This is a genomic window from Planococcus sp. BI3 (assembly GCF_056680115.1).
The window spans coordinates 1,631,339-1,657,118 of record NZ_CM155266.1 but is presented as its reverse complement, the minus strand read 5'-3'; the positions used below and the strand labels follow the sequence as shown (position 1 = coordinate 1,657,118).

At 45.4% G+C, this 25,780-nt stretch carries 21 protein-coding genes; 16 read left to right on the top strand and 5 right to left on the bottom strand.

Going from position 1 to position 25,780, the window contains the following annotated elements:
* Positions 1-10: 10 nt before the first annotated feature.
* Positions 11-892, bottom strand: a complete 882-nt coding sequence (locus AC1MEO_RS08390; protein ID WP_480335562.1) for a LysR family transcriptional regulator — start codon at positions 890-892, stop codon at positions 11-13.
* A 184-nt stretch (positions 893-1,076) separates the two neighbouring features.
* Here AC1MEO_RS08390 and AC1MEO_RS08385 point away from each other — a divergent pair, with 184 nt between their 5' ends.
* Together AC1MEO_RS08385 and AC1MEO_RS08380 are read left to right on the top strand one after the other, a co-directional pair.
* Positions 1,077-2,396 carry a GntP family permease gene (locus AC1MEO_RS08385; protein WP_480335560.1) on the top strand — a complete coding sequence of 440 codons (1,320 nt, stop codon included), beginning with the start codon at positions 1,077-1,079 and terminating at the stop codon, positions 2,394-2,396.
* A gap of 25 nt (positions 2,397-2,421) precedes the next feature.
* Positions 2,422-3,198, top strand: a complete 777-nt coding sequence (locus AC1MEO_RS08380; protein WP_480335558.1) for a 3-hydroxybutyrate dehydrogenase — start codon at positions 2,422-2,424, stop codon at positions 3,196-3,198.
* A 218-nt stretch (positions 3,199-3,416) separates the two neighbouring features.
* Here AC1MEO_RS08380 and AC1MEO_RS08375 read toward each other — a convergent pair whose 3' ends face one another.
* Together AC1MEO_RS08375 and AC1MEO_RS08370 are read right to left on the bottom strand one after the other, a co-directional pair.
* On the bottom strand, positions 3,417-4,190 hold the full coding sequence (locus tag AC1MEO_RS08375; protein ID WP_480335556.1) for an alpha/beta fold hydrolase: 774 nt from the start codon (positions 4,188-4,190) through the stop codon (positions 3,417-3,419).
* A 160-nt stretch (positions 4,191-4,350) separates the two neighbouring features.
* Positions 4,351-4,902, bottom strand: a complete 552-nt coding sequence (locus tag AC1MEO_RS08370; protein WP_480335555.1) for a TVP38/TMEM64 family protein — start codon at positions 4,900-4,902, stop codon at positions 4,351-4,353.
* Between the two features lie 213 nt (positions 4,903-5,115).
* Between AC1MEO_RS08370 and AC1MEO_RS08365 the strand changes: the two genes are divergently transcribed.
* The 5 genes from AC1MEO_RS08365 to AC1MEO_RS08345 all read left to right on the top strand — a co-directional run bounded on the left by AC1MEO_RS08365 (position 5,116) and on the right by AC1MEO_RS08345 (position 10,483).
* Positions 5,116-6,174, top strand: coding sequence for a YkvI family membrane protein (locus tag AC1MEO_RS08365; RefSeq protein ID WP_480335553.1), 1,059 nt, complete (start codon positions 5,116-5,118; stop codon positions 6,172-6,174).
* 170 nt (positions 6,175-6,344) lie between these two features.
* The gene (locus tag AC1MEO_RS08360) at positions 6,345-7,283 is read left to right on the top strand and encodes a ketopantoate reductase family protein (protein ID WP_480335551.1); all 939 of its coding nucleotides are present in this window, start codon (positions 6,345-6,347) and stop codon (positions 7,281-7,283) included.
* A 69-nt stretch (positions 7,284-7,352) separates the two neighbouring features.
* Positions 7,353-8,315, top strand: coding sequence for a TRM11 family SAM-dependent methyltransferase (locus AC1MEO_RS08355; protein WP_480335549.1), 963 nt, complete (start codon positions 7,353-7,355; stop codon positions 8,313-8,315).
* 256 nt (positions 8,316-8,571) lie between these two features.
* Entirely contained in the window at positions 8,572-9,807 is a 1,236-nt protein-coding gene (locus AC1MEO_RS08350; protein WP_480335547.1) for a cysteine desulfurase-like protein, read from the top strand.
* Positions 9,808-10,036: 229 nt separating this feature from the next.
* Positions 10,037-10,483 carry a HEAT repeat domain-containing protein gene (locus tag AC1MEO_RS08345; RefSeq protein ID WP_480335545.1) on the top strand — a complete coding sequence of 149 codons (447 nt, stop codon included), beginning with the start codon at positions 10,037-10,039 and terminating at the stop codon, positions 10,481-10,483.
* A gap of 41 nt (positions 10,484-10,524) precedes the next feature.
* On the opposite strand, the gene AC1MEO_RS08340 is transcribed toward AC1MEO_RS08345, so the two are convergent.
* The gene (locus tag AC1MEO_RS08340; RefSeq protein ID WP_480335544.1) at positions 10,525-11,106 is read right to left on the bottom strand and encodes a biotin transporter BioY; all 582 of its coding nucleotides are present in this window, start codon (positions 11,104-11,106) and stop codon (positions 10,525-10,527) included.
* 206 nt (positions 11,107-11,312) lie between these two features.
* Here AC1MEO_RS08340 and AC1MEO_RS08335 point away from each other — a divergent pair, with 206 nt between their 5' ends.
* The gene (locus tag AC1MEO_RS08335) at positions 11,313-12,188 is read left to right on the top strand and encodes an ROK family protein (protein WP_480335543.1); all 876 of its coding nucleotides are present in this window, start codon (positions 11,313-11,315) and stop codon (positions 12,186-12,188) included.
* A 57-nt stretch (positions 12,189-12,245) separates the two neighbouring features.
* Here the strand turns inward: AC1MEO_RS08335 and AC1MEO_RS08330 are convergent, their stop codons facing one another.
* Entirely contained in the window at positions 12,246-13,529 is a 1,284-nt protein-coding gene (locus AC1MEO_RS08330) for a glucose-6-phosphate isomerase (protein WP_480335542.1), read from the bottom strand.
* A gap of 257 nt (positions 13,530-13,786) precedes the next feature.
* Here AC1MEO_RS08330 and AC1MEO_RS08325 point away from each other — a divergent pair, with 257 nt between their 5' ends.
* The 8 genes from AC1MEO_RS08325 to AC1MEO_RS08290 all read left to right on the top strand — a co-directional run bounded on the left by AC1MEO_RS08325 (position 13,787) and on the right by AC1MEO_RS08290 (position 25,745).
* Complete coding sequence (locus AC1MEO_RS08325) at positions 13,787-15,808, top strand: penicillin-binding transpeptidase domain-containing protein (protein ID WP_480335541.1); 2,022 nt, start codon at positions 13,787-13,789, stop codon at positions 15,806-15,808.
* A 152-nt stretch (positions 15,809-15,960) separates the two neighbouring features.
* Complete coding sequence (locus tag AC1MEO_RS08320) at positions 15,961-16,920, top strand: aldo/keto reductase (RefSeq protein ID WP_480335539.1); 960 nt, start codon at positions 15,961-15,963, stop codon at positions 16,918-16,920.
* 75 nt (positions 16,921-16,995) lie between these two features.
* Positions 16,996-18,624, top strand: coding sequence for an alpha-glucosidase (locus tag AC1MEO_RS08315; protein WP_480335537.1), 1,629 nt, complete (start codon positions 16,996-16,998; stop codon positions 18,622-18,624).
* Between the two features lie 284 nt (positions 18,625-18,908).
* Entirely contained in the window at positions 18,909-20,168 is a 1,260-nt protein-coding gene (locus tag AC1MEO_RS08310; RefSeq protein WP_480335536.1) for a S8 family peptidase, read from the top strand.
* A gap of 182 nt (positions 20,169-20,350) precedes the next feature.
* Entirely contained in the window at positions 20,351-21,589 is a 1,239-nt protein-coding gene (locus tag AC1MEO_RS08305) for a helix-turn-helix domain-containing protein (RefSeq protein WP_480335534.1), read from the top strand.
* 351 nt (positions 21,590-21,940) lie between these two features.
* Positions 21,941-22,606 (top strand): GNAT family N-acetyltransferase, encoded by a 666-nt coding sequence (locus AC1MEO_RS08300; RefSeq protein WP_480335533.1) that lies wholly within the window; start codon positions 21,941-21,943, stop codon positions 22,604-22,606.
* A 192-nt stretch (positions 22,607-22,798) separates the two neighbouring features.
* Entirely contained in the window at positions 22,799-23,779 is a 981-nt protein-coding gene (eutB, locus tag AC1MEO_RS08295; RefSeq protein WP_480335531.1) for a hydroxyectoine utilization dehydratase EutB, read from the top strand.
* A gap of 259 nt (positions 23,780-24,038) precedes the next feature.
* Positions 24,039-25,745, top strand: a complete 1,707-nt coding sequence (locus tag AC1MEO_RS08290) for a PucR family transcriptional regulator (protein ID WP_480335530.1) — start codon at positions 24,039-24,041, stop codon at positions 25,743-25,745.
* The last annotated feature ends 35 nt before the right edge of the window (positions 25,746-25,780 follow it).

Here is a 25,780-nt window from a genome sequence, read left to right as displayed (position 1 = left end):
CTTTTGTCTGTCAAACTTTCGGCAAGCTTTTCACCAACGTAATGAATTCACGTGACACATAGGAGACATAACGGTTTTTTGCCATGATGATGCCCAGTCTCCAAGGAAATGTGTGGGTCAGCGAAATCATTTTGAAGGGTCCATCTTTGACACGGTCGCAAATCAGTTTCGGCATGAGTGTGACACCCAGGTTTTTTTCCACCATCCCGACAATGAAATCCCATTGTGAACTTTCGTAGGCAATTTTCGGCGTAAATCCTTCACTGATGCAGAATTCAACTGTCCGGCTGTTTAAGGTGAACTCCTTACTGAGCAGGAGGAAAGGGTCTTCTTTAAATTGAATCAGATCAATTAAGTCATGATGGGCGAGCGGATGGGACTCATGGACCAGCAGTTTAATCTCTTGGTCGACGAACGGGACAACATCGAATTTTTCCTTGTCGACCGGAAGCATGACAAAGCCCAGATCGACTTCGCCTTCGTATACTTTTCTTTCCACCGTTTTGGCGCCATCCTCTGCGAGCATAATCGTAACATCGGGATAAGCATGCTGAAACTCAGCGATGATTGTCGGAAAGAACAAAGTACTGATGACCGGGGGAAGCCCGATTTTGATCCTCCCTTTTTTCAAGTTCATGACATCGTACAGGGAAGCAGACAAATCATCGAGGCTGTAGATGATTTTCTGTGCTTGTTCATACACCACTTCGCCAGCATCGGTCAATCCGATTTGCCGAGCGGAGCGGTCAAACAACACCACCTCCATTTCCTCTTCCAGATTCTTGACCATCTTGCTTAATGTCGGCTGGGTCACATGCAGCGCGAGCGCGGCTTTCGTAAAGCTTTGGTGTTTGGCAACTTCTACAAAATAAGTCAGTTGACGAATATCCATGAAATCCTCCTTACCTATAACTAATTGTTATAGAACTTATGATTAATATTCATTTTACCTATCCTTTTTAGAGTTGTACACTAATGAAAGCAACAAAGGGGTCGAATAGTTAGATAATTCAATGCTTTTAGGAAATCGAAAAGTAAGCGGTTACAAAATTAAGGGACATAAAGGGGGATTTTAAATGTTGAGTATGTTTGGGATGATTGGTGGACTGGTGCTGCTTATCGTTTTGACGATGAGAGGCATGAATTTATTGATTGCGGGTCCGTTATCGGCCTTGTTTGTAGCGATTTTCAGCGGGCTGCCATTGTTTCCACAGTTAGTGGGAGAAGGGGAAGCAAACTTATTAACAAATTACATGACCAGTTTCTCTGGATTTATCACTTCATGGTTCCCGATGTTCTTGCTGGGTGCAATTTTCGGAAAAGTGATGGAAGACAGTGGTGCTGCTGACAGCGTGTCAAGATGGCTGGTCGGCAAGTTCGGTTTATCCAAGGCTGTGTTGGCCATTGTTATTGCGTGTGCCGTATTGACCTACGGCGGAGTCAGCTTGTTCGTTGTGGCGTTCTCGGTATTCCCGATGGCACTCAGCTTGTTCAAACAGGCTGATTTGCCGCGACGGTTTATCCCGGCCGCATTGGCATTGGGTTCGGTGACATTTACAATGACATCTGCCGGATCTCCGGAAATCCAGAACTGGATTCCAATTGAATACTTGAATACTACTCCTTATGCAGGATGGGAAGTCAGTATTCTGGTAGCGGTCTTTATGGCTGTATTCGGTTATTGGTGGTTAAAGCGGATGATTCAAAAAGCAGTCAATAAAGGAGAGCGTTTTGAAGCACGTTCCACAGATCCCATCGTGGAAGATCGTGAGCTTCCAAATCCATTGATGGGCTTGATTCCGTTGCTTGTGGTTCTGGGGATTTCGTATATTTTCCACGACTCATTGATGACATCTGCCTTAATTATTGCCTTATTGGGTGGTGTCATTACGACCTATTTATTGAATCGTAAATACTTCCTGAACTTGGGCAAGGCTTTGTCTGAAGGGACGATTGGTGCATTGATCGCCATCGGCAATACGGCGGCCGTAGTCGGTTTCGGGGGTGTCGCAAAAGCGGTGCCGGCATTCCAGACGGCAGTTGATGCCATGACCAGTATTCCGGGAAGCCCATTGATCGGCGGCGCTATCGCTGTCAGTGTCATTGCCGGACTGACAGGATCTGCTTCTGGTGGACAGGTTATTGCATTGCCGCTGCTTGCACCTCATTACATCGACATGGGCGTCAATACGGAAGCGCTGCACCGGACGATCGCCATTTCATCCGGAGCTCTTGATTCATTGCCGCATAATGGGTATGTCGTAACAACAATTCAGGGAATCTGCGGAGAAACCCATAAAGCTGCATACGGAGCTGTTGGGGCTGTTACAGTCATTGTTCCGTTGCTTGGATTGGCCATCGCCATCATTCTGTTTACATTAGGCCTTGGAATTTAACAAAAATTTATGGAGGTAATCGATTATGGTAGAGGATAAAGTAGTATTGATCACAGGAGCCGCCAGTGGAATCGGCTATGAAATCAGCGCAGATTTTGCGGAAGCCGGCGCAAAAATTGTGTTGTCGGACATCGATGAACAAGCGGTGAAAAAAGCAGCAGCAAGCTTGAAGTCAAAAGGATTCGACTGCATCGGCATTAAATGTGATGTGACGGATGAAGAAGACATCAAAAAAGCTATTCAAGAAACTGTGGCCCATTACGGCTCGCTTGATGTGCTGATCAATAACGCAGGAATGCAGCATATTGCGCCGCTGGAAGAATTCCCGACTGAAAAATATGAATTGTTGCTCCGGATCATGCTGATTGCCCCGTTCATTGCGACGAAACACGCTTTTCCGATCATGAAGAAACAAGGTTCCGGACGCATCATCAATATGGCGTCCATCAATGGACTTGTTGGTTTTGCGGGAAAAGCAGCCTATAACAGCGCCAAACACGGCGTCATCGGCTTGACCAAAGTCGCGGCACTCGAAGGCGCAGAACACGGCATCACCGTCAATGCGATGTGTCCGGGCTATGTGGATACGCCGCTGGTCCGGAATCAAATGGACGATTTGGCCAAAACACGCAATGTGCCGATTGAAAAAGTCTTTGAAGAAGTGCTGTATCCATTGATACCTCAAAAAAGGCTGCTGGCTGTTAAAGAAGTATCGGATTATACGATGTTCCTGGCCAGCGATAAGGCCTCAGGCATAACAGGACAAGCCGTTGTTTTGGATGGCGGCTACACTGCTCAATAAAAAATGAACAAATAAACCCGTCCAGTGTTTTTGCTGGACGGGTTTTAATGTGGTACATACAGAGAAATTTGGATCTTTAAATAAAATTTTTATTGTTGATCAGTTTTTTCATGTTAGAGGCATGGTACATTTCGTTTTTGATTATTGAGAGTTTGCTGTGTCACAATTTGGTTGATCAACGTTTCGCGTCTTATTTTTTCGGTCGATTCAACTATTAATTATTCCAGGAAATTCTCTGTAATCCCTAAAAATAAATCGGGCTGTTCGACATTGGGGGCGTGGCCCGAGCGTTTAAATTCCATAAAGGTGGCGTCAGGAATAGCGACTGCTGTTTCCCGCCCTTTTTCAGGAGGATTCAACCCATCGAACTTGCCGCTGATAACCAATGTTTCAGCAGTGATGGTGAAAAGCTGCTGGCGAAAATCAAATTCCTTTAATGCATCAGAAGCAATAATCTGTTCCTGCATCGTCAGTTGGCGGCTGTTTTGAGCCGTTATACTGAGCCATTCATCGATCCGTTTTTGGTTATAGTAAATATAGCTCGATGAAGCGCTGAATTTATCAAGCATATTTAACCCATCGAATTTTTCAGGATAGCGGGCAAATAGCTCAGCCATGGAAGATTGTTCCCCAAAGGATTTGGTGGCAACCAAAATAAGCTTATTGACCCGATCGGGATTCTGTGAGGCAATCCCTTGTGCAATATAGCTGCCCATCGATACTCCGAGAACATCGACGGATTCTAATGCTAAATGGGAAACAAGGGCGATGGCGTCTTCTATATGATCCTGTAATGAGTAATGTTCAAGGCGGCTTGACTTGCCATGGCCGCGTGAATCCAGTGCAATGACACGGCGTTGGTTTTTAAAGAATTCAATTTCACGGTAAAACATCGCAGAATTGCTTGTCAAACCATGCAATAGCAATAGGGGGTGGCCTTTTCCGGTGTCTTCATAAAATAATTCGATTCCATTGCGGTCGAAAACAGGCATAATCATTCTCCTTTTCAGTGAACAGCTTGGTGTCTCTTATCTGTTATACCCTATGGTTAAAATATTATGGTTTTTCAAATAAAAAAAAGCACAACAGTAAGTTGTGCTTAGCATCTCCGAAGATTTTTGTGATGATCTTTTGGTTGAAGTTTCTCACGATTCAATTGGATTGCGGCCTGGAATTTTGCCATTTTTCGATAAAGCTGAAGATAGCAGCAAGCAATAGGAACATACTGACGGTCGTATACCAGGGAAACTCGGTGATGGCACGGCCAAAAGCAGTATAAAGGATTGCGGGAGCGATAAGGCCTAACGCAGAAATGACCATATACTCTTTCAGTGACTTAGTCATTTCCATCAAATACAGGGACAATAGATGAAAATGGACAAAAGGCATGATGCGAAGAATCATCACTTGGGCAACTGATAGGGTGCGATCGGGAAAAATCTTGTCTTTTAGGCGGGACATTTTCGCTTGGAATTTCGGAAATTTATTGACCAGCAAATAAGATACCCAACTCATTAAAGTCAAACCGATAAAGGATAACAGGGCACCTTCAAGAAAACCGAAAAGGAAGCCTCCGGCAATGCATACTGCAATAACCGGCAAGAACAGCAGCGGACGCACTAAATGCAATAAAACAAAAAGGAATGGTGCCAGCCAGCCGACATTTTCCATGAATACTTCGAGGGATTGATCGAATTGATCCATACGATTCCGACCTCTCTAAATGTGTTTGCTAATAAGGTAGGATAATCTAAAAAGGCTATAAAAGCAAGAAGTATGTAATTGTTTTTCTTGATTTGTGTTTAATGCCTCTAAAATAGGGAAAACATTATAGTGGTTTAAATCGTTTTGTAAATAAATTTCTTATTTGCCTTTTTTGTGGAACGAGGGAGACAGGGAAATCGGAAGGAAGAAAAGATGAATAGAAGTTTGAAGATTGCAAGTGCATTTATAGGAATTGTAGTAGGGGCAGGATTTGCTTCCGGCCAGGAAATTCTTCAGTACTTTACTAGCTTTGGGTATTGGGGGTTTCCAGCCGTCCTGGTTGCCGGAGCGATGTTCGGGTATTTGGGAATGATTTTAACGCGTCTCGGAAGCCGGATGAATACGATATCGCATGAAGATGCGGTACATGCCATAAGTGGACGAGTCCTTGGAAAAGTGATTGATTACACACTGATTCTTACCTTGTTCGGAATACTGGTTGTCATGATAGCCGGGGCAGGTTCCATTTTTTCTCAGCAATTTGATTTAGCACCAGCTTTTGGCCGTAGTATTATGATAATCCTCGTAGTCTTCACTATCATGTTGAATGTAAAAAGAGTCATTACAATTATCAGCAGTGTTACTCCATTTTTGGTCTTATTGGTAGTTGGAATCACTATTTATAGCTTATTTACCATGAATTCAACTTTTGCAGAACTGGAGCCGGTTGCCAGAGCACAATTATCTACAACGCCCCATTGGTTATTATCTGCTATCAATTATGTGGCGTTAGCCATCGCGCTGGGTGCGCCCATGTCACTTGTCATGGGAGGGGCTGAAAAGGACGAAAAAGTCGCCGCCCGTGGCGGGTTAATCGGTGGACTTGGTTTTGGTGTTCTGTTGCTGCTGAGTTATTTTGCGATTTTTTCAAAAGTCGATGTGGTTGGTACGTCGGATCTGCCGATGCTGGCTCTTGCCGATAATATTTCACCGGTACTGGGTATTATTATGGGAATCATCATTTTCGCGATGATCTACAATACGGCGGTAAGTATGCTGTTGTCATTTTCAGCTCGTTTCATGAAAATGGGGACAAACCGCTTCCGTATTTTTGTCATTATCTCAGGATTAGCTGCATTTCTGTTAAGCTTCTTAGGATTTACCGCACTCGTCAATTGGTTTTATCCGATTATCGGATACCTTGGCTTGTTATTGGTAGGTGCCCTGGTGTTGGCAGATATTCGGAATATCGGAAAAAAAGCAAAAAAATAAGCTTCGAAAAACCAGCTGCCTCGCTATAGAAGCAGCTGGTTTTTTGGGGCTTTAACGGTCAAGACTCTGCTTTTTTCAGTGGGGTAAAGAATCCCACTGATTGAAGTTTCTCTTTATGGTATATTCAGGCTAGCCAGTGGCAGGAAGCACTGCTTGAAAAGAGGGGTTTTATGAAAATACTGGTTGTTGGGGCAGGCGCAATGGGCAGTTTGTTTGGCGGACGCCTAAAAGCTCAGCATGAGGAAGTTCTTCTATATAATAGAAATAATCCGCATGTGGAGAAAATCAATCACAGCGGATTGACGATTGTCGAACGCGATGATAGGGAAACGATTGTTCCGTTAAAAGTCGTGCAGGAAATTCCAAAAGCCGCAGACTTTGATATTGTTCTGGTACTGGTGAAAGCCCATGCCACCAGAACCGTTTTGGAAACGATGAAGGATTTATTGTCTCCGCAGACTTTGGTCATCACCATGCAGAATGGCCTCGGGAATCTCGAAGTGATTGCGGAGCTCTTTCCGGACAATCCAGCCGTTGCCGGAACGATGGGCTGCGGGGCAAGTGTGGAACGTGATGGGCGGATTCTCCACCGTGGCTGGGGAAAAAATTACATCGGCCGGCCTGAAGATCCGGAGGCACAGAAGAAACTGCTGGAGTTTACTGCATTGCTGAACCGCTCGGGACTGGAAACTGAATTGGCGGAAGATGTTCAAACGGTCATCTGGAATAAACTATTCGTCAATGTCGCCTATAATTCATTGACGGCGCTGTCGCGCTTAAGAAACGGTGACATCCTGAATACCGATGAAGGACAGGGGTTATTGCGGCAGATCGTCAGCGAAGCAGTCCAGGTGGCAAAGGCGGAAGGGATTCCTGCAGATGCGGAAAGAGTCGTTGCCAAATGCATCCGGATGGGCCAGGAAGAGATTGGTGCCAACAAATCTTCCATGCTGATGGATGTCCTGCATAAGCGGAAAACAGAAATCGATGCGATCAATGGAGCTGTGGCAAAGCTCGGCAAAAAGCATGGCATCGGGACTCCATCCAATGAATTGATCACGGGAATCATCAAAGTCATTGAAGCGAATTATGATCTTCAAGTCGACTAACTTCCAATGGATTCTGCTATACTTATGGGGTATTGTCCTGAACAAAAGGGCAGATAAGGACGGGATGAATTGAATCGATTAACTGCAACAGGCGACTATATTTATACATACGCCTATACGAATGATGAAAAAGCGTTATGCCAACTGGAAATGCGTTCTTTTTTTGGAAAAGATACCGATGTGAAAATAGTCAAGAGCGGGGTGGCCATTAATCCAAGCCGAAGCCCGTTCATCAAAGAACGGATCGACTTGTATTTTGAAGGCGATACCCTGCAAGATATCATTGAACAATCTGCTGGAGTGGATATGTTGGATGCGACATTCAAAGTGATTTTTCTGAAGATCAACGGCCTGTCCGAACAGGATCAGGTCGACTATTTAGGGAAGCGGGATGTTGAACGGCAAATCGGTTCGGCGATTACCGGTGAAGCGGATGTCCACCACCCTGATGTGACATTCGGCTTGATTCCGTTTGAAGGGCGCTGGTATTTTGGGCGTTATCTCCAAAGTGAGCCGATTTGGTTCAAACATATGAAAAAACCGCGGGAATATTCAACGGCACTCAGCACACGTGTTGCCCGCGCTGTGGCAAATATTGCGGTGCCCCAACCCGAAGGCATCAAAGCCATCGATCCTTGCTGTGGCATCGGTACGGTTTTGGTGGAAGCGTTGTCGATGGGCATTGATATTGTCGGACGCGACATCAACCCGCTGGTTGTCGAAGGATCCCGCGAGAATATCGCCCATTTTGGTTTGACGGGTGATGTCAACCTTGGTCCGATTGCGGAAGTCGCAGAAAGTTACGATGTGGCGATCATCGACATGCCGTATAATCTGTATACGCATGCAACGCCTGCAGAACAGTTGGGGATATTGAAGGATGCTTATCCTTTCACGGAAAAGCTGCTGGTGGTCACCATCGAAACGATGGACCATATGGTCGAAGAAGCCGGATTTGTGGTTACGGACCGCTGCATCGCGAAAAAAGGATTGTTCCTTCGTGAAATTTTGGTGTGCCAGAAAGCAGTTTAATGGAATAAAATCGGGCGCCGCGCTTTGCGGCGTTTTTTTATTGATAGAAACAAAGGGTAGAATCGTATTCGGTGTGCAACGGACTGTATTTTGGCTCGTATGGACCGTATTCCAGGTGCAACGGATCGTATTTTGCCTCGACTGGACTGTATTTCACCCGCAACGGATCGTATTCTGAAAATCGCTGAAAAATAAAGGACATTTCAGCGGAAAATTGAATAGGGTAACAGTACCTTAATCGAAAAGGAGCTGCAATATGATGAAATCCACTAAAACAACGTTTCCCATTACTGAAGTCCGGGCGCAATTCCCGGCTTTGGCCAGAATGTATAAAGATAGACCCGTCGCCTATTTTGATGGGCCAGGAGGTTCACAAGTCGTCAATTCGGCAATCCAGGCGATCACTGCTTATATGGAAAGAGGCGGCGCCAATCTGCACGGGACTTTCCCGTCCAGCTGGGAAACCGAAGAAATCATCTCGGAAGCAAGGCTGGCGGTCGCCGACTTTCTGAATGTCCAGGCAAATGAAGTGGCTTTCGGCGCGAACATGACAACTTTAACGATCGCGATAGCCAACGCACTCGGCAAAAACTTCGAGGCGGGTGACGAAATCGTCGTCACGGAAATGGACCACCGCGCCAATGTGGATCCGTGGATCATGATGGCGAAAGACCGTGGATTAACGGTCCGCTGGGTCAAGGTCGAGGCCGAAACCAAAACTTTGGATTTGAAAGACCTGGACAAGCTGATCAATGAAAAGACAAAGATCGTCGCTGTCGGGATGGCCTCCAACGCCATCGGCACAGTAGTCGACCTGAAGCCTTTCGCCGAACGGGCAAAACAAGTCGGTGCCCTGCTGGTCGCGGACGCTGTCCATGCCGCTCCTCATCTGCCGATTGACCGGGATCAGCAGCAAATTGATATTTTATTATGCTCAGCGTATAAATTCTTCGGACCGCATATCGGAATAGCAGCAATTAAGGAAGATGTCTTCAAGGAGCTTGAGCCGTATAAGCTGACCACTTCACCCAGCTATTACCCGGACAAGCTGGAAACCGGTACGCAAAACCATGAAGGCATTGCAGGCATCCGTCCGGCCATTGAATTTTTTGCCCAATTCGGCACAGGCGAAACCCGCAGAGAACGGATTGTAAGCGGTATGGAGCAAATTGAAATCTATGAAAACAGCCTGGCTGACCGGCTAAGAGAAGGGCTGTCTGCAATCGAAGGTGTGACGGTTACGCAAGCTGCCAACGACGTGCCGAAAACACCAACAGTCGCTTTCCAAGTCAAGGGCATGGAGCCGGGAGAAATTTGCCGGAGATTAGCGGAAGGCTCTAGCATCTTTGTCGCTGCCGGGCATTTCTATGCATCAACCCTTGGAGAGGTCCTGGACGTCAACAGCAGCGGAGGCTGGGTGCGCGCAGGACTTGCCCCTTACAGTACCGAAGAGGAAGTCGAGCGTTTGATCGGCGCCATTAGAAATTTATAAATGAAAAACAGGACAACCACAGCGGTTGTCCTGTTTAATTTGGAACAGCCGTATGTGTTGAAACCAATCTTGCTCTAACAAGCTCAGTCTGGCGCAGAACCGGCTTGCAGAATAGTCGACTTTTTTCTTTTTTCCACAGTTGGTGGTATACTTGTAGGAACTTGTTCCGTCAACGGAGAGCATTACGCCATTTCCCGCAAAGGGAGATGAAAAAAGGAGAATGGAATTTTTGAAACAACCGAACAAAAACACCCCTAACTTACCACCGAACTACGACGAATTGAAAAAAGCGGCGAACCGGACAGCCAACTGGAAAGAGCGCTTGGCTGCGGTTGAAGAGCTTGGCAACTGGAAAAGCGATCCAACGATCGACCTTTTGACGCATCGCATGAACCATGATCCTGTCTATCAGGTACAGGAAGCTGCTTATGCAAAATTAAAGGATTTTGGCGAAAACGTCCACATGCCGGAACGGAAGAAATTTGATTTGATCAAAGACACTTCTAAAGTACTGGTTCGCATCAAGAAAAGCTTGCCTGCAGACCACAGTTATGAAGACTTCAAAGAAAAGCTTCAAAAAATGCGTGTGGATATCTACGATACCTACAAAGGCGATAAAGGCGAGGATTTCGAAAAATGGTTGGAAGACCAATGGAAATCAGCACCGAATAAATAAGCAAGACGAAAAACCGGATGCCCCTGAGGCATCCGGTTTTTTTATAGATATTTTTGGATGATCGGCCGTAAACGGTAGCCGAACAAACCGGCGAGAACCGCCAGGATCAAATCTTTCGGAAGCGGCACAGCCATCCATGCCCAAGCCATTTGGTACGTAAAGCCTTCAGGTGCTGCGAACCACAGTTTATAGGCAGCATACATCCAATTGGTGCCGATCAAGTAATTGACGGCTGTCCCGATAAGAGCTGCAGCGACAAACCCTTTTTTCGAAGGCCATTTCTCTACAACCAGCCCGGTGGAATAAGCGATGAAAATAAAAGAAACAATAAATCCGAATGTTGGGCTGATGATTGTATCCATGCCTCCGGAAAATCCTGCGAAGACAGGGACCCCAGCCAGGCCGATAAATGCGTAAACAATCATGGAAACTGCACCCATACGGCTGCCAAGCAGAATTCCCGCTAAAATCGCGAAGAAAGTTTGAAGCGTAATCGGTACACCGCCGATAATCAAAAATGAAGAAATGTTAGCGCCAATCGCCATCAAGGCAGAGAACATGGCGATATGTACCAGTTGCAGCGTGCGGGAGTGATTGGTCGATCTGGTGGTGGTCGTTGTCATTGCGTTTCCTCCTGATTTTTCAATGTAAGTTGAGTATAATCAGCTAATTTATTTTAGTCAACTTATTTTTTATTTTAGTTAACACAAAAGGTGGGACGATGGGTAGTTGCTATTTGGAAAGTTATGCAAGCTTTTATAAAAAGCTGTTGAGCTTTGGACGATTCCTGTATGATAGAAATAATTCAGTCAGCAATTAGGAGGTTCTCATGAAAAAGGTTTTAGGGATAGATATCGGCGGAACGAAAATTCGCATGGGCATCATCGATTCGAATGGCAAGATTTTTTATGAAGAACAGGTGCCTACAGCATTTCCTCTATATGTTTATTTAGAACAACAAGTACTGCGCCTACTGGCCTTGTATCCCGAAGTAGAGGCAATTGGCGTTGGAACCCATGGCTTTGTCGATCCGAAGGAGGGGCGTGTAATTTACGCAACCGAAATTCTTCCAGGATGGTCAGGCACGGCTGTTAAGCAGCAGCTGGAAAAAGCGACCGGCAAACGTGTTGAACTGGAAAATGACGCAAACTGCGTTGCGTTGGCTGAATCGAAATTTGGAGCGGCTAAAGGGCTCGACCGTGTCGTTTGTTTGACGCTCGGAACAGGCCTTGGCGGAGGAGTTCTTTGGGACGGCAAGCTGTTGAGCGGCGGCCCGCACGGAGGAGCTGGAGAACTTGGCCATATGCTTCTGTACCCAGGCGGCGTCCTTTGTCCATGCGGCCGGAGGGGATGCGGGGAACAATATGTTTCCGGCACAGCCATCAGACGGCGCATCAAAGAAGCCGGCTTAGATATAACACCTCAAGAATTGTTTGAAAAAGCAGCGGTGGATCGAGCCTGTATGCAGGTGGTCGAAGGTTTTACAGCTGATTTGGCCTTTATAGTCAGCAATCTGCAGGCGGCTTTCGATATGGAAATGATGATCATCGGGGGAGGCGTTTCGGAATCGGCGGAGCTTTGGTGGGATTTGTTCCTGAAGCAGCTGGAGCCGCAATTGCTGAATCCGTTAGCCGTTGAAGTTGCGCAATTTGAAAATGATGCGGGCATCCTTGGAGCGGCTCTTCTGGTTCTGGAAGAAGATTGATTGAAAAGATTCCATAGAAAAAAGCTGGCCTGTAAAAGGCCAGCTTTTTTCTATGGTTTAAAATCCAGGTTTGTTCAATAATTTGAAGACATTGTTTTTATAATCTTCGACTCCTGGCTGATCGAACGGATTGATGTCCAGCATATAGGCACTGTAAGCACATGCCAGCATATAGAAATACAGCAGGTGGCCGAGGTGGTATTCATCAATTTTAGGAATCGTCAGGCTGAGCTGAGGTACGCCGCCATCCAAATGGGCACTTGACGTTCCTTTATATGCCACATGGTTGAATTCCTGCAGGGAAAGCCCTGCCATGTAGTTCAATTCATCGTCATCGTTTTCAGCTTCAAAAATCGTCAAGTCTTCGTTTGCTTCCTGGACCAGCAGGAAGGTTTCAAACAAATTGCGTTTGCCGTCCTGGATATACTGTCCCATCGAATGCAAATCAGTAGTAAAGGAAACCGACGCCGGGAAAATCCCTTTGCCTTCCTTGCCTTCGCTTTCGCCGAATAATTGTTTCCACCATTCCTGTACAAATGAAAGCTTCGGTTCGAACGTTGCCATCACTTCTGTCGTATAGCCCTCCACATAAAGCAGGTGGCGGATTGCTGCGTATTGCAGCGCAGGGTTTTCATCCGCATCGGTGTTGTTGTATAGTTCTTCTGCATTCGCAGCCCCCGCAATCAAATCGCGGATGGAATAGCCAGCCGCCGCAATCGGCACCAGTCCAACAGCGGTGAAAACGGAGTAGCGTCCGCCTACGTCTGCAGGTACGACAAAACGCTCATAGCCATTTTCTTCAGCCAGTGTCAGCAATGCACCTTTTTCGGCATCGGTTGTTACGATGATCCGCTCTGCCGCTTCCTGTCCGTAACGCTTCTCCATATAATCTTTCAGGAAACGGAAAGCGATGGCAGGCTCTGTCGTTTTGCCTGATTTGGAAATGACATTGACCATGACGCGTTTGCCGTCCAGATGGGCAAGAAGTTGCTTCAAGTATTCGCCGCTGACCTGATGGCCCGCAAAGACCACTTCAAGCCCGGATTCTTTGCTGAAATAAGGATCCAATGCCGTTAATACAGCTTTGGCACCCAGGTAGGATCCACCAATGCCGATGACAACCAAGACATCCGCTGTATCACGGATTTGTGCAGCCGTTTTTTCAACTTTCTTCAAAAACTCTTCGTCGATCGTGCTTGGCCAATCCAACCATCCGAGAAAATCCGAGCCTCTTCCTGTTTTATTGTAAAGGTCTTCATGAATTTGCTTTAATTGTGCTCTTTTTTCGAGCGTTAGTACAGAACCAATTGATTCTGAAAATGTAATTTTAACCATATTCATCCTCCTGTCTTTTGTTTACCAGTTTACCATAGAAAAACGGCCAATTGCGCATGACTTAAGCAGTAAATAAAGTGCTCCAACAACTCTTTAGTTAAAATCCTGCTCACCACTTCAGCTTTTCTTCTGGAACTGTCCAAAAGCTTCCTAAAAGAAAAAAGGGAAAAGTATTCAGTGATTCATCTTTGCGTTGGAGCTGTTATTCTTTCACCTTGCCAGTATTTATTGGTAAAATAAAGAAAACAATTGGGGGTTATGATATGGCCAAAAAATTATCGAGCATCCTGGCATTGGCGTGCCTAGTCTTTCTGGCAGGCTGTCAGCAACAGGCTACACCTGAAGATCGGCTGAAGGCATACATAGAACACTGGAACGAAGGAGAATTTTCAGAGATGTACAGCGCTTATTTAACTACTGGCACAAAAGAAGCCTACGCCTCAGAGGATTTTGTCGAGCGCCAGCAAAAACTCTATGAGGACCTGGCGATTGAAAATGTCGAAGTCACTTACACTCAACCGGAAGAGGATGCCGAATGGGATACCGAAAATCCAGCAGATTTTCCTGTACAGGTGAAGATGGACACATTAGCTGGACCGGTCGAGTTTGAAAAGACGATGACTTTGCTGTTTGAAACGCAGCAAGACACGGAAGATTGGTTTGTTGAATGGGACCCTTCCTTCATATTCGAGGAAATGGAAACAGGTGACGAAGTCCGCGTCTCGCCAACAAATGCAGAACGTGGTGAAATCCTGGACCGCAACGAGCAGCCGATTGCCATCAACGGCACCGGCTATGATATCGGTGTGGTTCCTGAGAGCTTTACAGAAGATGCAGCTAAAAAGGATCTGGCAGAAATACTTGGGATTTCGGTGGCATCCATCGATGAAAAATTGAGCCAAAGCTGGGTTCAGGAAGATCAGTTTGTACCGATTTCTAAAGCAGCGAAAAATGATGTGGAATTATTGGAGAAAGTAAAAGCGATTCAAGGTGTAACTTCTCAAGAGACGGCCATGCGCGAATATCCATATGGAGAAGCACTGGGCCATTTAAGTGGTTATATTGGTCCCATTACGGCTGAAAAATTGGAAGAATTAAAAGGCCAGGGCTATACATCAACGGACTCAATCGGCAGAAGAGGGCTTGAGCAGACGCTTGAAGAACGTCTGCGCGGCAAAAACGGGATGAAGATTCTCATTAAGAAGCAAGGGGAAAACGGGGAAGAGCTGACAGTTGCGGAAACGCCGCCTGAAAACGGAGAAACCGTCATCCTGACAATTGATGCAAAACTGCAGAAATCGACTTTTGAAGCAATGGAAGGCGAAGCGGGAACGAGTGCCGCAGTTGATCCGGAAACCGGTGAAACCCTTGTATTGGTCAGCTCACCGGCTTATGACCCGAACGAATATATGCTAGGCATCAGTGAAAGCCGCTTTAAGGAATTGAGTGAAGATCCCTTGAATCCGCTATTCAATCGTTTTGGCGCAGCTTATGCACCGGGTTCGACCATCAAGCCGGTCACAGCGGCCATCGGTATGGAAGCAGGAGCGCTTGATCCAGCGGCAGGCCTGCAGATAGACGGGGCCACCTGGCAAAAAGATGGTTCCTGGGGAGATTACCGGGTATCACGCCTGCATCCGGAAGCGCCCAATCCGATTGATTTGAATAAAGCGTTGGTGTACTCGGACAATATCTACTTTGCCCGCCAAGCGCTGGAAATGGGCAATAAAGCATTTGTTTCCGGTTTGCAGAGTTTTGGCTTCGGGGAAGAGATTCCTTTTGCTTTAGAGCTGCAGACATCACAGATTTCCAACGAAGGAACGCTCGGATCTGAAGGCCAGCTGGCTGATACTTCATTCGGACAGGGGCAAATGCTGACGAATATCCTTCACTTGGCCTCCATGTATGAGCCGTTCCTGACAGATGGCATCATGTACAAGCCACTGCTGTTCATGGATGAGGAAAAAAGCCAGGTTTGGAAAGAAGGATTGCTGAGTGCAGAAAATGCAGAAACGCTCCGCAGTGGCATGCGCAATGTCGTGGTCGATGGCTATGCACAGTCAGCCAATAGCTCATCTGTGAAAATTGCCGGGAAAACCGGTACCGCTGAATTGAAAGGAGCCATTGGAGAAGAAGGACAGGAAAACGGCTTTTTCGTCGCCTATGATTCTGAAAGTCCCGATTTCATCCTGGCAATGATGATCGAATCAATTGAAGACAATGGCGGCAGTGATTATGTTGCCGGATTTGCAGCAACGGTCTTTGAAGACTATAAAACGGAATAGCAAATGGAAAAAGCCATCTGTAAGGAACATTTACAGATGGCTTTTTATTATTGATTTCCTAATAAAAATTTGAGCTTAATTGCAGGAATTCCCATGGGAATATTGAATAAAAGAGTAATGGAATTCGGGCAGTGATCAATAGGGGGGATTGGATGGAATACAGGAACTTAGGAGGAACAGGGTTAACGGTTTCAAACGTAAGCTTGGGGACGATGGCTTTCGGCCGCTGGATTGATGAGCAGGCTTCATTCGACATAATGGACATTGCGCTGGACAGAGGGATCAATGTCATTGATACTGCCAATTTTTATGGCAAAGGACAGGACGAAAGTTTCAAATACGGGACAGGGGAATGTGAAGAAATTGTTGGGCGGTACCTGAAAGGAAAGCGGAACAATGCAGTCTTGGCGACAAAAGTCGGGTTGCCGATGGGCCAAGGGCCAAACCAGCAGGGCTTATCGAAACACCACATCATGCAGCAGGCAGAAGAATCTCTTCGGCGGCTGCAGACCGATTGGATTGACCTTTACCAGGTCCACCGTTTTGACAACAATACGCCATTGGAAGAAAGCTTATCCGCTCTCACTGACTTAGTGAGACAGGGGAAAGTCCGCTATATCGGCTGTTCGAATTATGCGGCCTGGCAGATGGCAAAAGCGCGAGGAATCAGCGATTTACATGGATTCGAGCATTTTGTGTCGAGCCAGTCGCAATATAATTTACTGGCCCGTGAATTGGAAAGCGAAATAACGCCCTATTGTGAAGCCGAAAAAATGGGTTTATTGGTATACAGCCCGATGGCTCGCGGCATGCTGTCCGGAAAATACAGGGAAAAAGGCGATATGCCCAAAGATAGCCGTGCAGCAAAAGGAGAAGAACTCATCCAGCCCTATTTTACAGATGCTAACTTTGAAAGAGTTTCTGCTTATAAGGAATTACTTGGTGACCAGGGCTTTAACCTATCACAGTTTGCATTGGCATGGACTCTCAATCAGCCGGCAGTCACTTCAGCAATCGTCGGCGCCAGTAAGCCGCATCACGTGTCAGAGGCTGCTGATATCAGCGGGTGGAAGTGGCCGGAAAGCTTGGAGAAAAAAGTTTCAGCTATTTAATGGAGGCAGATGGAATTCGGTCGGCAGCATGATTCTACACTACTTATTTCCAATGCTAGGAAGAGGGAGAGTGCTTTGAAGAAAACATGGTGGAAAGAGGCAGTCGTCTATCAAATTTACCCGAGAAGTTTTAATGATACAAATAATGATGGCATCGGCGATTTGAATGGCGTGACAGAAAAGCTGGACTACTTGAACGACTTGGGTATCAACATTATCTGGCTTTGCCCGATGTATAAATCTCCGAATGTGGATAATGGGTATGACGTCAGCGACTATCAGGAAATTATGAAGGAAATGGGCACGATGGAGGATTTTGACCATCTTCTTGAAGAAGTGCATAAAAGAGGCATGAGGCTCATCATCGATCTGGTCATCAATCACACAAGCGACCAGCATCCGTGGTTTTTGGAATCACGCTCCTCCAAAGAAAATCCAAAACGCGACTGGTATGTTTGGCGTGACCAGCAAACCAATTGGGAATGTATTTTCGGGGGTCCCGCATGGACTTTTGATCCGAAGACAAACCAATATTATTTGCATATCTTCACAAAAAATCAAGTGGATTTAAATTGGGAAAACAAAGATATGCGTGAAGCCGTTTATGAAATGATCCGCTGGTGGCTGGATAAAGGTGTTGATGGTTTCCGGGTGGATGCCATCAATCATTTGAAGAAAGATTACACCGATATGCCTAACCCCAAAAACTTGCCTTATCTTCCTGCCTGGGAAAAATTCACCGAGGTGGAAGGGCTGCAGGAGATGCTGGCAGAACTGCGGGACAAGACTTTTTCAAATTACGATATCGTCACTGTCGGTGAAGCAAACAGTGTCAAATCACAAGATATGGGACAATGGATCAGTGAGCATGAAGGGAAATTCAATATGATTTTCCACCGGGAAGCCCATGAAGCAGCAAGCAGCAGTTTTGATGCCGGATTGGCTGTCGAGGATCTAAGAGAAGTCCTGGACCGCTGGCAAAAAGCGGCGCATGGCATCGCGTGGAATTCGTTATACTTGGAAAATCATGACCGTCCGAGAACGGTTTCCATTTGGGGGAATGATCGGGATTATTGGTTTGAAAGCGCGACGGCCTTGGCTTGCATGTATTTTTTCATGCAAGGCACCCCTTTTATTTACCAAGGGCAGGAAATCGGCATGACCAATGCTCCGTTTGACGATATCGACATGTATAATGACATCGAAACTAAAAATATGTATCGGTACAATCGCAGGGAAGGTGCATCTCATGAGGACTTGATGAAAATCATTAAGAAAATCAGCCGTGACCATGCCCGCACGCCGATGCAATGGAACAGCGAGGACTATGCAGGATTCTCCAAAACCGAACCTTGGCTTGCAGTAAATCCGAATTATAAATGGTTGAATGTAGAGGCGCAAAAAGATGATCCGAAATCCATTTGGGCTTATTATAAGAAAATGATCCATCTTCGCCAAAATTGGGAAGTGCTGGTCTATGGAACTACTAATTTAACTGATTCCGGCTGCCCTGATGTGTACGCGTACGTCCGGGAAGACCGCTATACAAAAATGCTCATTGCTTCAAATTTAACTGACAGCACCTGCACGTGGAACACGCCTTACGATGCTGAGCTTCTTTTGACCAATTATGAAAAGCGTGTCAAAGGTGTCCTGCAGCCATATGAAGCTTGTATTTATTTTATGAAAAAAGAAATTTACTGATGATTATTGGAATGAAAAAGCTGTAAAGCCATGAGGTTAACATGGCTTTACAGCTTTTTTTTGGTAGAAAGAAAAATCTTATTGTAGGTATATTTGAATGAGTAATTTGACCTGTTCAGGCTTAAATACATAGTTTAACGAAAAAATTTCCCAATTACGGAAAACTGAAACTTCTGCTAACTTTAGAAGTGTGGCAGGGCCGAAAATCGGCAAGGTGTGAAAGTGCGGGAAGCCGCAACTGAATCCACGCTGTCATAAACCATAGTGGAAAAGGGGATTGAACGATGAAGAAATCGGCAAAATTCATTACGACCGCCATGCTGGCAGCTGCTTTGCTAGTACCAGCAATGGGCGTCAGCGCAAACGGGAATTCCGTTGAAAAAGCAAACGGCAATGAGAAGTTCCGTGTATTGATTGATACGGCAAACCAAAAAGAGCTGAAAAACGCTAAAAACCAATACGGGGTCCATTGGGATTTTGAAAACGAAGGATTCACCACCAATATGAATGAGAAACAATTCGAAGCTCTTCAGAAAAACAAAAATATAACTGTTGAAAAAGTTCCAGAATTCAGTATTGAAGAAACGTCTTCCGAACCGTTGGCTAAATACTCGACAATGGCGGCTTCTCAGTCAACACCATGGGGAATCAAGGCTATCTACAATAACGCCAATCTTGCTCAATCTTCAGGAGGAGCCGGCATTAACATCGCTGTACTCGATACTGGAGTCAACGTAAACCATGCGGATTTAGCGAATAATATTGAACAGTGTAAAGACTTTACACTCGGTGCAAGCATCACGAATGGTACCTGTACAGATCGGCAGGGACATGGAACACATGTAGCGGGATCTGCACTGGCAAATGGCGACGGAGGATTGTACGGAGTTGCGCCAGAAGCTGACCTATGGGCATATAAAGTATTGGGGGACAATGGCTCCGGTTCTTCTGATGATATTGCAGCAGCCATCCGCCACGTTGCAGATCAAGCCGCTGCATTAAAAACGAAAGTGGTCATCAATATGTCCTTGGGATCTTCCGCTGAAAGCAGCTTGATCACAAACGCAGTCAATTATGCATACAACAAAGGCGTTTTGGTCATTGCGGCAGCTGGAAACTCAGGCCCTAATCAGGGATCGATCGGGTTTCCTGGAGCATTGCAAAATGCTGTAGCAGTGGCCGCACTTGAAAATGTCATACAGAACGGCACATACCGCGTGGCCGATTTCTCTTCACGCGGCTATAGCTCTACAGACGGTGATTACGTAATCGGGAAGTATGATGTTGAACTATCTGCGCCAGGTGCAGCAATCTACTCAGCGTGGTATACGGGCGGATATGCAACAATCAGTGGAACTTCGATGGCTTCGCCGCATGCAGCAGGACTTGCAGCAAAAGTCTGGGCAACGAATCCGAGTGCGACCAACGTCCAAGTAAGGGCTAATCTTCAAAGCCGTGCAAAAGCATATGACATCCTATCGGGATCAGGTGCTGGCTATGGCGATGACTACGCATCAGGATTCGGCTTTTCACGAGTCCAATAACTAAACAAGGCACGCAGCGAAAGAGGCAACCCGGGCATAGCTGCCCGGGTTGTTTTTTTATCCTGATTCAATAGCACTTCAAGCTCCCTTATTCAGCTTTAACAAATGGAAGAGAGCCTGCCGCTGATTGAAGTTTCTTTTTATGGTATATTTTATTTATTCTGTAAAAAAAGGGTGAAAATATGAATGCTGGTTCAATCATCAAGTATTACCGGACGAAAAACAAACTGACCCAGCTGCAGCTGGCTGAAGGCATCTGCTCGATTTCCCATTTAAGCAAAATCGAGTCCAATGCATACAGTCCCCATGAATCGACCATTAAAGCCTTGTTGCTGAAAATGGGCGTTCTATTGAACAAAGAAGTCGAAAAGCACAAGCGTTTGGAGAAAATCATTGGGAAGTTTATCGATTGTTCCCTTCATTATGATCTTGAAACGATGCGTGAAATATACAAGCAGTTGGAAACGGAAAATGATTATATCCAATCGACAGATTTGGTCAATCAATACGAACTCTATAAATTCCGCTTTTATATTTACGATGCTGATCTCATCAAAGCAGAAGGGCAGAAAAAAATGCTGGAACGTATGAAAGCGTCTTTTTTGGCTCCGGAGCATTGGGTCCATCAATTTTTTCAATCCTTGTACTGGTCCATGATGGGCGACAACGCAAAGTCTCTTGAATTTCTTAACAGTTTGGATATGGGCATCCAAAGCATCCCCCAAAAATTCGAAGGGGAGTTCTATTATCAGAAGGCCCGCATGCTGGTTTTGGCTGACCGCCATGAACTGTCGGCACATTTTGCCGAACTGGCAGTCCGCTCTTTTCAGCTGCACCATAATTACATCCGGCTGCTCCATGCCCAGGTACTTTTGGCGATCAATTACACCCGCAGAAATTTGCTGGTCCAGGCCGAAAGCCTTTACGAAGTGCTGATCCGCAACACCCATCTGACGAAGCAATCAGTATTGCACAATCAAACGCTTTATAATTACACAGAGTTGCTGAGGCTAAAAAATGCGCATGGCGAAGCTTTGGAAATTCTCCAGGAGCTAAAGAAAAAAGTGGAACCTGGTACTTATTTCTATAAAGCGGTTCTGACCAGTCTGTTGGAATCTATGGTTGAAGGCGGGCAAGATTCATCTGTGCAGATTGAGGAGCTGAAAGCGATAAGCGGCTCACCTAAAGACAAATACTTTCATATTTATGCCAATTACTTTGAAAAAAGAAATTTTTCCCAACCAGACCTTATGACCTATTGTGAAGAAATAATGTTTCCATTTTTCAGAAAGAATGGTTATATAAAGGAAACAAAGAATGTTGCCGCTGAACTCGCAGCGCATTACCGGAACCAACAGCAATGGGAAAAAGCTTATTTCTATCAAACTTACGATGAAGAAAATGGAGGTGAGTTGAAATGATGAAAAAGAGATTCTTCATCCAGTCTGTTGCATATGCAGCATTATTGGCTGTCGTTGCCCTCAGTGGACCAAATGTATTGCCTCCAATTTAATTATCTAAAAAAATGTAATTTATAGAATGAATACGCATTTCATCATGTTTATACCGGATCCTGCACTGCAGGCAGACGCTTTCCACGGGCTCGCGCCGAAATCCACTCGGACTAGCGCCCAAGTGGCCGGACCGCTTAGGGGTTATGCACCGCTATTCATTTCGGGTAGACAATGTTTACAGTCTGAAGCTGCTCAAAATTGAGCAGCTTTTTTCATTGTCCGGAGTAAAGTATGATAAGGAGGAAGGAGGGAAAGCATATGTACAAGAAGACCCAATATGTTTTTGACGGCGATCGGCCTGTAAAAGTGGAAATCCGCAACTACAACAAGTCTGATTTTCCGGAACTGATCGCCATTCAACAGGAAAGTTTTCCGCCGCCGTTTCCTTCAGAACTTTGGTGGAATGAAGACCAATTGGCGAACCATGTGGACTTGTATCCGCAGGGTGCGCTGTGCATTGAGGTCGAAGGAGAGTTGGCCGGGTCGATGACAGCATTGCTGACCGACTTTGATCCTGCCCATCCTGCGCATACATGGCAGGAGGCAACAGACGATGGCTGGATCCGAAATCACAAATCCGACGGTGCAACATTGTATGTCGTTGATATTTGCGTCCGGCCGAAATTCCGATCTTTGAAACTCGGCCAGCTCTTGATGCAATCTATGTATGAGCGTGTGGTGCAGGATGGATTGGAGCGTCTGCTGGGAGGCGGAAGGATGCCAGGCTATCATAAATTTTCAGATACGCTGTCAGCAGAACAGTATGCAGAACAGGTACTAGCTGGAAAAATAAAAGACCCGGTCATTTCTTTTTTGCTGCGCTGTGGCAGAACACCGGTATCTGTAGTCGCCGATTACGTGGAAGACGAAGAGTCTGAGAATTACGCATTGCTGATGGAATGGAAAAATCCTTTCCACCAATAATGGCTGGAAAGCCAAGAGCTGAGCCGCAAGATTTTTGCGGCTTGTTTGCCGTGGACAAGAAAACCTGCTGAGCCCCTTGCTAAATTGTATGAAACTTCTGCTGATAAATCAGCCAAGTTGAGCAATAGATATATTTGAAGCAACAGGCTAAGATTTACCTAAAGCATTTGTGCAGAGAAAGGGGCTTTGGACTTGAGCAGAAGAATGGAAGTAATAGAAGTGTGGGAAGCGCGGCAACGAATTGCTCTTCATGTAAAGAAAACACCCTTAATCGAATCTGTAGACTTGTCTGAAAGATTGGGTCGGCCGGTTTACTTGAAGCTGGAGAATACACACGAAATTGGTGCTTTTAAAATCAGAGGCGCGGCCAATAAAATCTTAAGCTTAACTGAAAAAGAAAAAAGGCAGGGAATCACGACATATTCGACAGGAAACCATGGCATGGCAGTTGCATTTATTGCACAAAAATTAGGAATTGAGGCAGTGGTCTGCATTTCAAATCGTGTCCCAAAAGCGAAAGTGGATCGATTGGCGAGATTGGGTGCCCGGATAGAAATAGTTGGGGAGAGCCAGGATGCAGCTGGTGTGCGGTGTTATGAACTGCAGAAGGAAAGAGGCTATACGGTGATCGAGCCATTTGATGACCCTCAAGTTATTGCTGGGCAGGGAACCATTGGCTTGGAACTTTTAGAGGATTTGCCGAATTTAGGAGATGTACTGATACCCTTATCGGGGGGAGGGCTGCTTTCGGGTATTGGGCTAGCTTTAAAAACCAATAATCCAGAAATCCGCATTACTGGAATTTCAATGGAAAAATCCGCTGTCATGTATGAAAGCATAAAAGCAGGGAAACTATTGGAAATGGAAGAAAGTGAAACGCTGGCAGATAGTTTGCTGGGCGGAATTGGTCTCGATAATCACTATACTTTCGGCATGGTTAAAAAGTTTACAGATCAGCTGCTATTAATTCCAGAAGATGAAATCGCTTATGCGATGGCTTATATGATGGATAAGCAAGGGATGATCGTAGAAGGCGCGGCAGCTACAGGAATCGCAGCCGTATTAGGCAATCAAATACCACACCAAGATCGAGCTCTTGTGGTGATTGTCTCAGGGCGAAATGTGGATATTTCGATTTTGCCCGATTTGATCAAAACATATGCTTCTCATTGATTATTGTGCACAGGACAATACGTTCGTCTGGAGGGAAAGATGTGCTGCGGAGTCCATAATTTGCCTAAGCATCCTTCTAATCAATAAATTCTTTTTTGCCTGCAAGTTTACGGCTTTGACGGGAAAGCTTTATTCGTGAACAATTAGAAAACTGTTAATTCAGATTAATATCTCCCCAACTGCAATGCTATAATTAGAGCTAACGATTGGAATAGAGCTTTTTAAATAGGAATCTGTTGGAGCGCGATGGGGGGATACCATGCAATTAACTGTAGAGAGTATATTAAACTATGAGATTTTAGAAAATGCCCGCATTTTAACAGCAAAAGATTCTGTGGCTGATTGTATTGTCCAGTGGATCTCTGTAATGGAGATGCCCGTCGAAAACTTTGTCCGCCAGAACGAAGTTGTCCTGACGACTGCAATCGGCTGCCATAGCAATGTAGAGGATTTTAAAAGTTTTGTTCAAGACATCATCGATTCAAATGCTTCAGCATTGATGATCGCTGTCGGCCGCCACGTTTTTGATATTCCAAAAGAAGTTATTGAATTGGCAGAGCAACAGAACTTTGTCATCATTGAACTTCCTTGGGAAGTGAGATTTTCCAATATTATCGAAGAAGTGATGAAGAACATCAATGATGTACAGCATAAAGATCGTGAAAGATCAGAAAAAGTGCAACAGGAATTATTGAAACTGATTTTAGGTGATACGGATTTAGAGTATATTGCAAAATATATTCAACGGCAGATTGATTGCCCGCTTCTAATCACGGACCGAAACGGTTTTATCCAAGCTAAAAGCGGAGTTGCACAAGATTTTATCAACAGGTGGAAGGATGCTGTGATGCAGGGGGATTTTCCGATTCACAGCAGAGCGGATTTGATGAATAACGATCCTATGCTGCGGAAATTCCGGACGGCAGTTCTGGACAGCAGAGTGATATTGCAAATTCCAGTCCTGCAAGTTTCTGAAGATCCACAAGGCTATATCTTTGTCGTATTGCCAACGGAAACTCTGGTGGTTTCTTATTTGACGCATTATCGGATAACGGTGCTTGAACATTCTGCGACCACTATATCGTTGTGGCTTTCCCGTAAAAATGCCATTGAAGAAACGAAAATAAACTTGCGCAGTGATTTCGTCCAGGAAGTGGCCACTGGGGAAGTTATTTCTGTTAAACAAGCATTTTCAAGGTCCAAACTGCTGGGGTACAACCTGGATCTCCCCTATATTTGCTTAGTCGGATTTCCTGAAAATTTCAAAGAGCTATTTGAAAAGCACGAAAAGGATCATACTTCCTATGTTCAATGGACAGAAAGCATGGTGCGTTATATAGAAGAAGAAATCTATTTTGCTGCCCAGTCATTGAAAAGAGAAGTGATGATGACCTACCAAGGGCACCAATTACTGATTTACCTCGAAAAGCCAGCTGAAACAAATGATGAACACGTCGTCAATTTTTTAGATTTGGCAAATCGCCGTTTAAAGAACCTATTGCCTGAAGTCATGATTTCTTGGGGAATCGGAGATTACAGCGAAGGGTTCCAAGGGCTGTCTGAAAGTTACCGTCATGCTGTTATTGCATTGGATATTGGACGCCGGAAAAAAGGCAAAGGCCAATACATGCTGTACAGTGACACCCGTATAGACCGTGTTCTTTTAACACTCGCGCAAAATGGAGAAATGAAAGATGTGATCATGTCCACCATTGAACCGCTTGTGGAATATGACAAACAACGGAATATGGATTTGATTGGAACATGGAAATGCTATAACCAGAATCATGGAAATGTCAGCCAAGCCGCAAGGGATTTAAGTTTGCATCGTCAGTCTTTGCTATACCGCCTCAGAAAAATCGAATCGCTGACAGGGCTTTCTCTTATTGATCCTGATGACTTATTCTTGCTGGATTTAAGCCTGAAGACTTGGGAAATTGGCGTTGCAGAAGAAACAAATGAATAAACCGCTATCCGGACTTTCACCACAGAGTTCGGGTG

What these genes read in the sequence shown, in the direction of transcription:
- AC1MEO_RS08310 (WP_480335536.1), top strand. Translation starts at nt 18,909, where the DNA reads ATGAAGAAATCGGCAAAATTCATTACGACCGCCATGCTGGCAGCTGCT.
- AC1MEO_RS08360 (WP_480335551.1), top strand. Translation starts at nt 6,345, where the DNA reads ATGAAAATACTGGTTGTTGGGGCAGGCGCAATGGGCAGTTTGTTTGGC.
- AC1MEO_RS08320 (WP_480335539.1), top strand. Translation starts at nt 15,961, where the DNA reads ATGGAATACAGGAACTTAGGAGGAACAGGGTTAACGGTTTCAAACGTA.
- AC1MEO_RS08305 (WP_480335534.1), top strand. Translation starts at nt 20,351, where the DNA reads ATGAATGCTGGTTCAATCATCAAGTATTACCGGACGAAAAACAAACTG.
- AC1MEO_RS08365 (WP_480335553.1), top strand. Translation starts at nt 5,116, where the DNA reads ATGAATAGAAGTTTGAAGATTGCAAGTGCATTTATAGGAATTGTAGTA.
- AC1MEO_RS08385 (WP_480335560.1), top strand. Translation starts at nt 1,077, where the DNA reads ATGTTGAGTATGTTTGGGATGATTGGTGGACTGGTGCTGCTTATCGTT.
- AC1MEO_RS08390 (WP_480335562.1), bottom strand. Translation starts at nt 892, where the DNA reads ATGGATATTCGTCAACTGACTTATTTTGTAGAAGTTGCCAAACACCAA.
- AC1MEO_RS08330 (WP_480335542.1), bottom strand. Translation starts at nt 13,529, where the DNA reads ATGAATATGGTTAAAATTACATTTTCAGAATCAATTGGTTCTGTACTA.
- AC1MEO_RS08340 (WP_480335544.1), bottom strand. Translation starts at nt 11,106, where the DNA reads ATGACAACGACCACCACCAGATCGACCAATCACTCCCGCACGCTGCAA.
- AC1MEO_RS08300 (WP_480335533.1), top strand. Translation starts at nt 21,941, where the DNA reads ATGTACAAGAAGACCCAATATGTTTTTGACGGCGATCGGCCTGTAAAA.
- AC1MEO_RS08350 (WP_480335547.1), top strand. Translation starts at nt 8,572, where the DNA reads ATGATGAAATCCACTAAAACAACGTTTCCCATTACTGAAGTCCGGGCG.
- AC1MEO_RS08375 (WP_480335556.1), bottom strand. Translation starts at nt 4,190, where the DNA reads ATGCCTGTTTTCGACCGCAATGGAATCGAATTATTTTATGAAGACACC.
- AC1MEO_RS08370 (WP_480335555.1), bottom strand. Translation starts at nt 4,902, where the DNA reads ATGGATCAATTCGATCAATCCCTCGAAGTATTCATGGAAAATGTCGGC.
- AC1MEO_RS08335 (WP_480335543.1), top strand. Translation starts at nt 11,313, where the DNA reads ATGAAAAAGGTTTTAGGGATAGATATCGGCGGAACGAAAATTCGCATG.
- AC1MEO_RS08380 (WP_480335558.1), top strand. Translation starts at nt 2,422, where the DNA reads ATGGTAGAGGATAAAGTAGTATTGATCACAGGAGCCGCCAGTGGAATC.
- AC1MEO_RS08325 (WP_480335541.1), top strand. Translation starts at nt 13,787, where the DNA reads ATGGCCAAAAAATTATCGAGCATCCTGGCATTGGCGTGCCTAGTCTTT.
- AC1MEO_RS08290 (WP_480335530.1), top strand. Translation starts at nt 24,039, where the DNA reads ATGCAATTAACTGTAGAGAGTATATTAAACTATGAGATTTTAGAAAAT.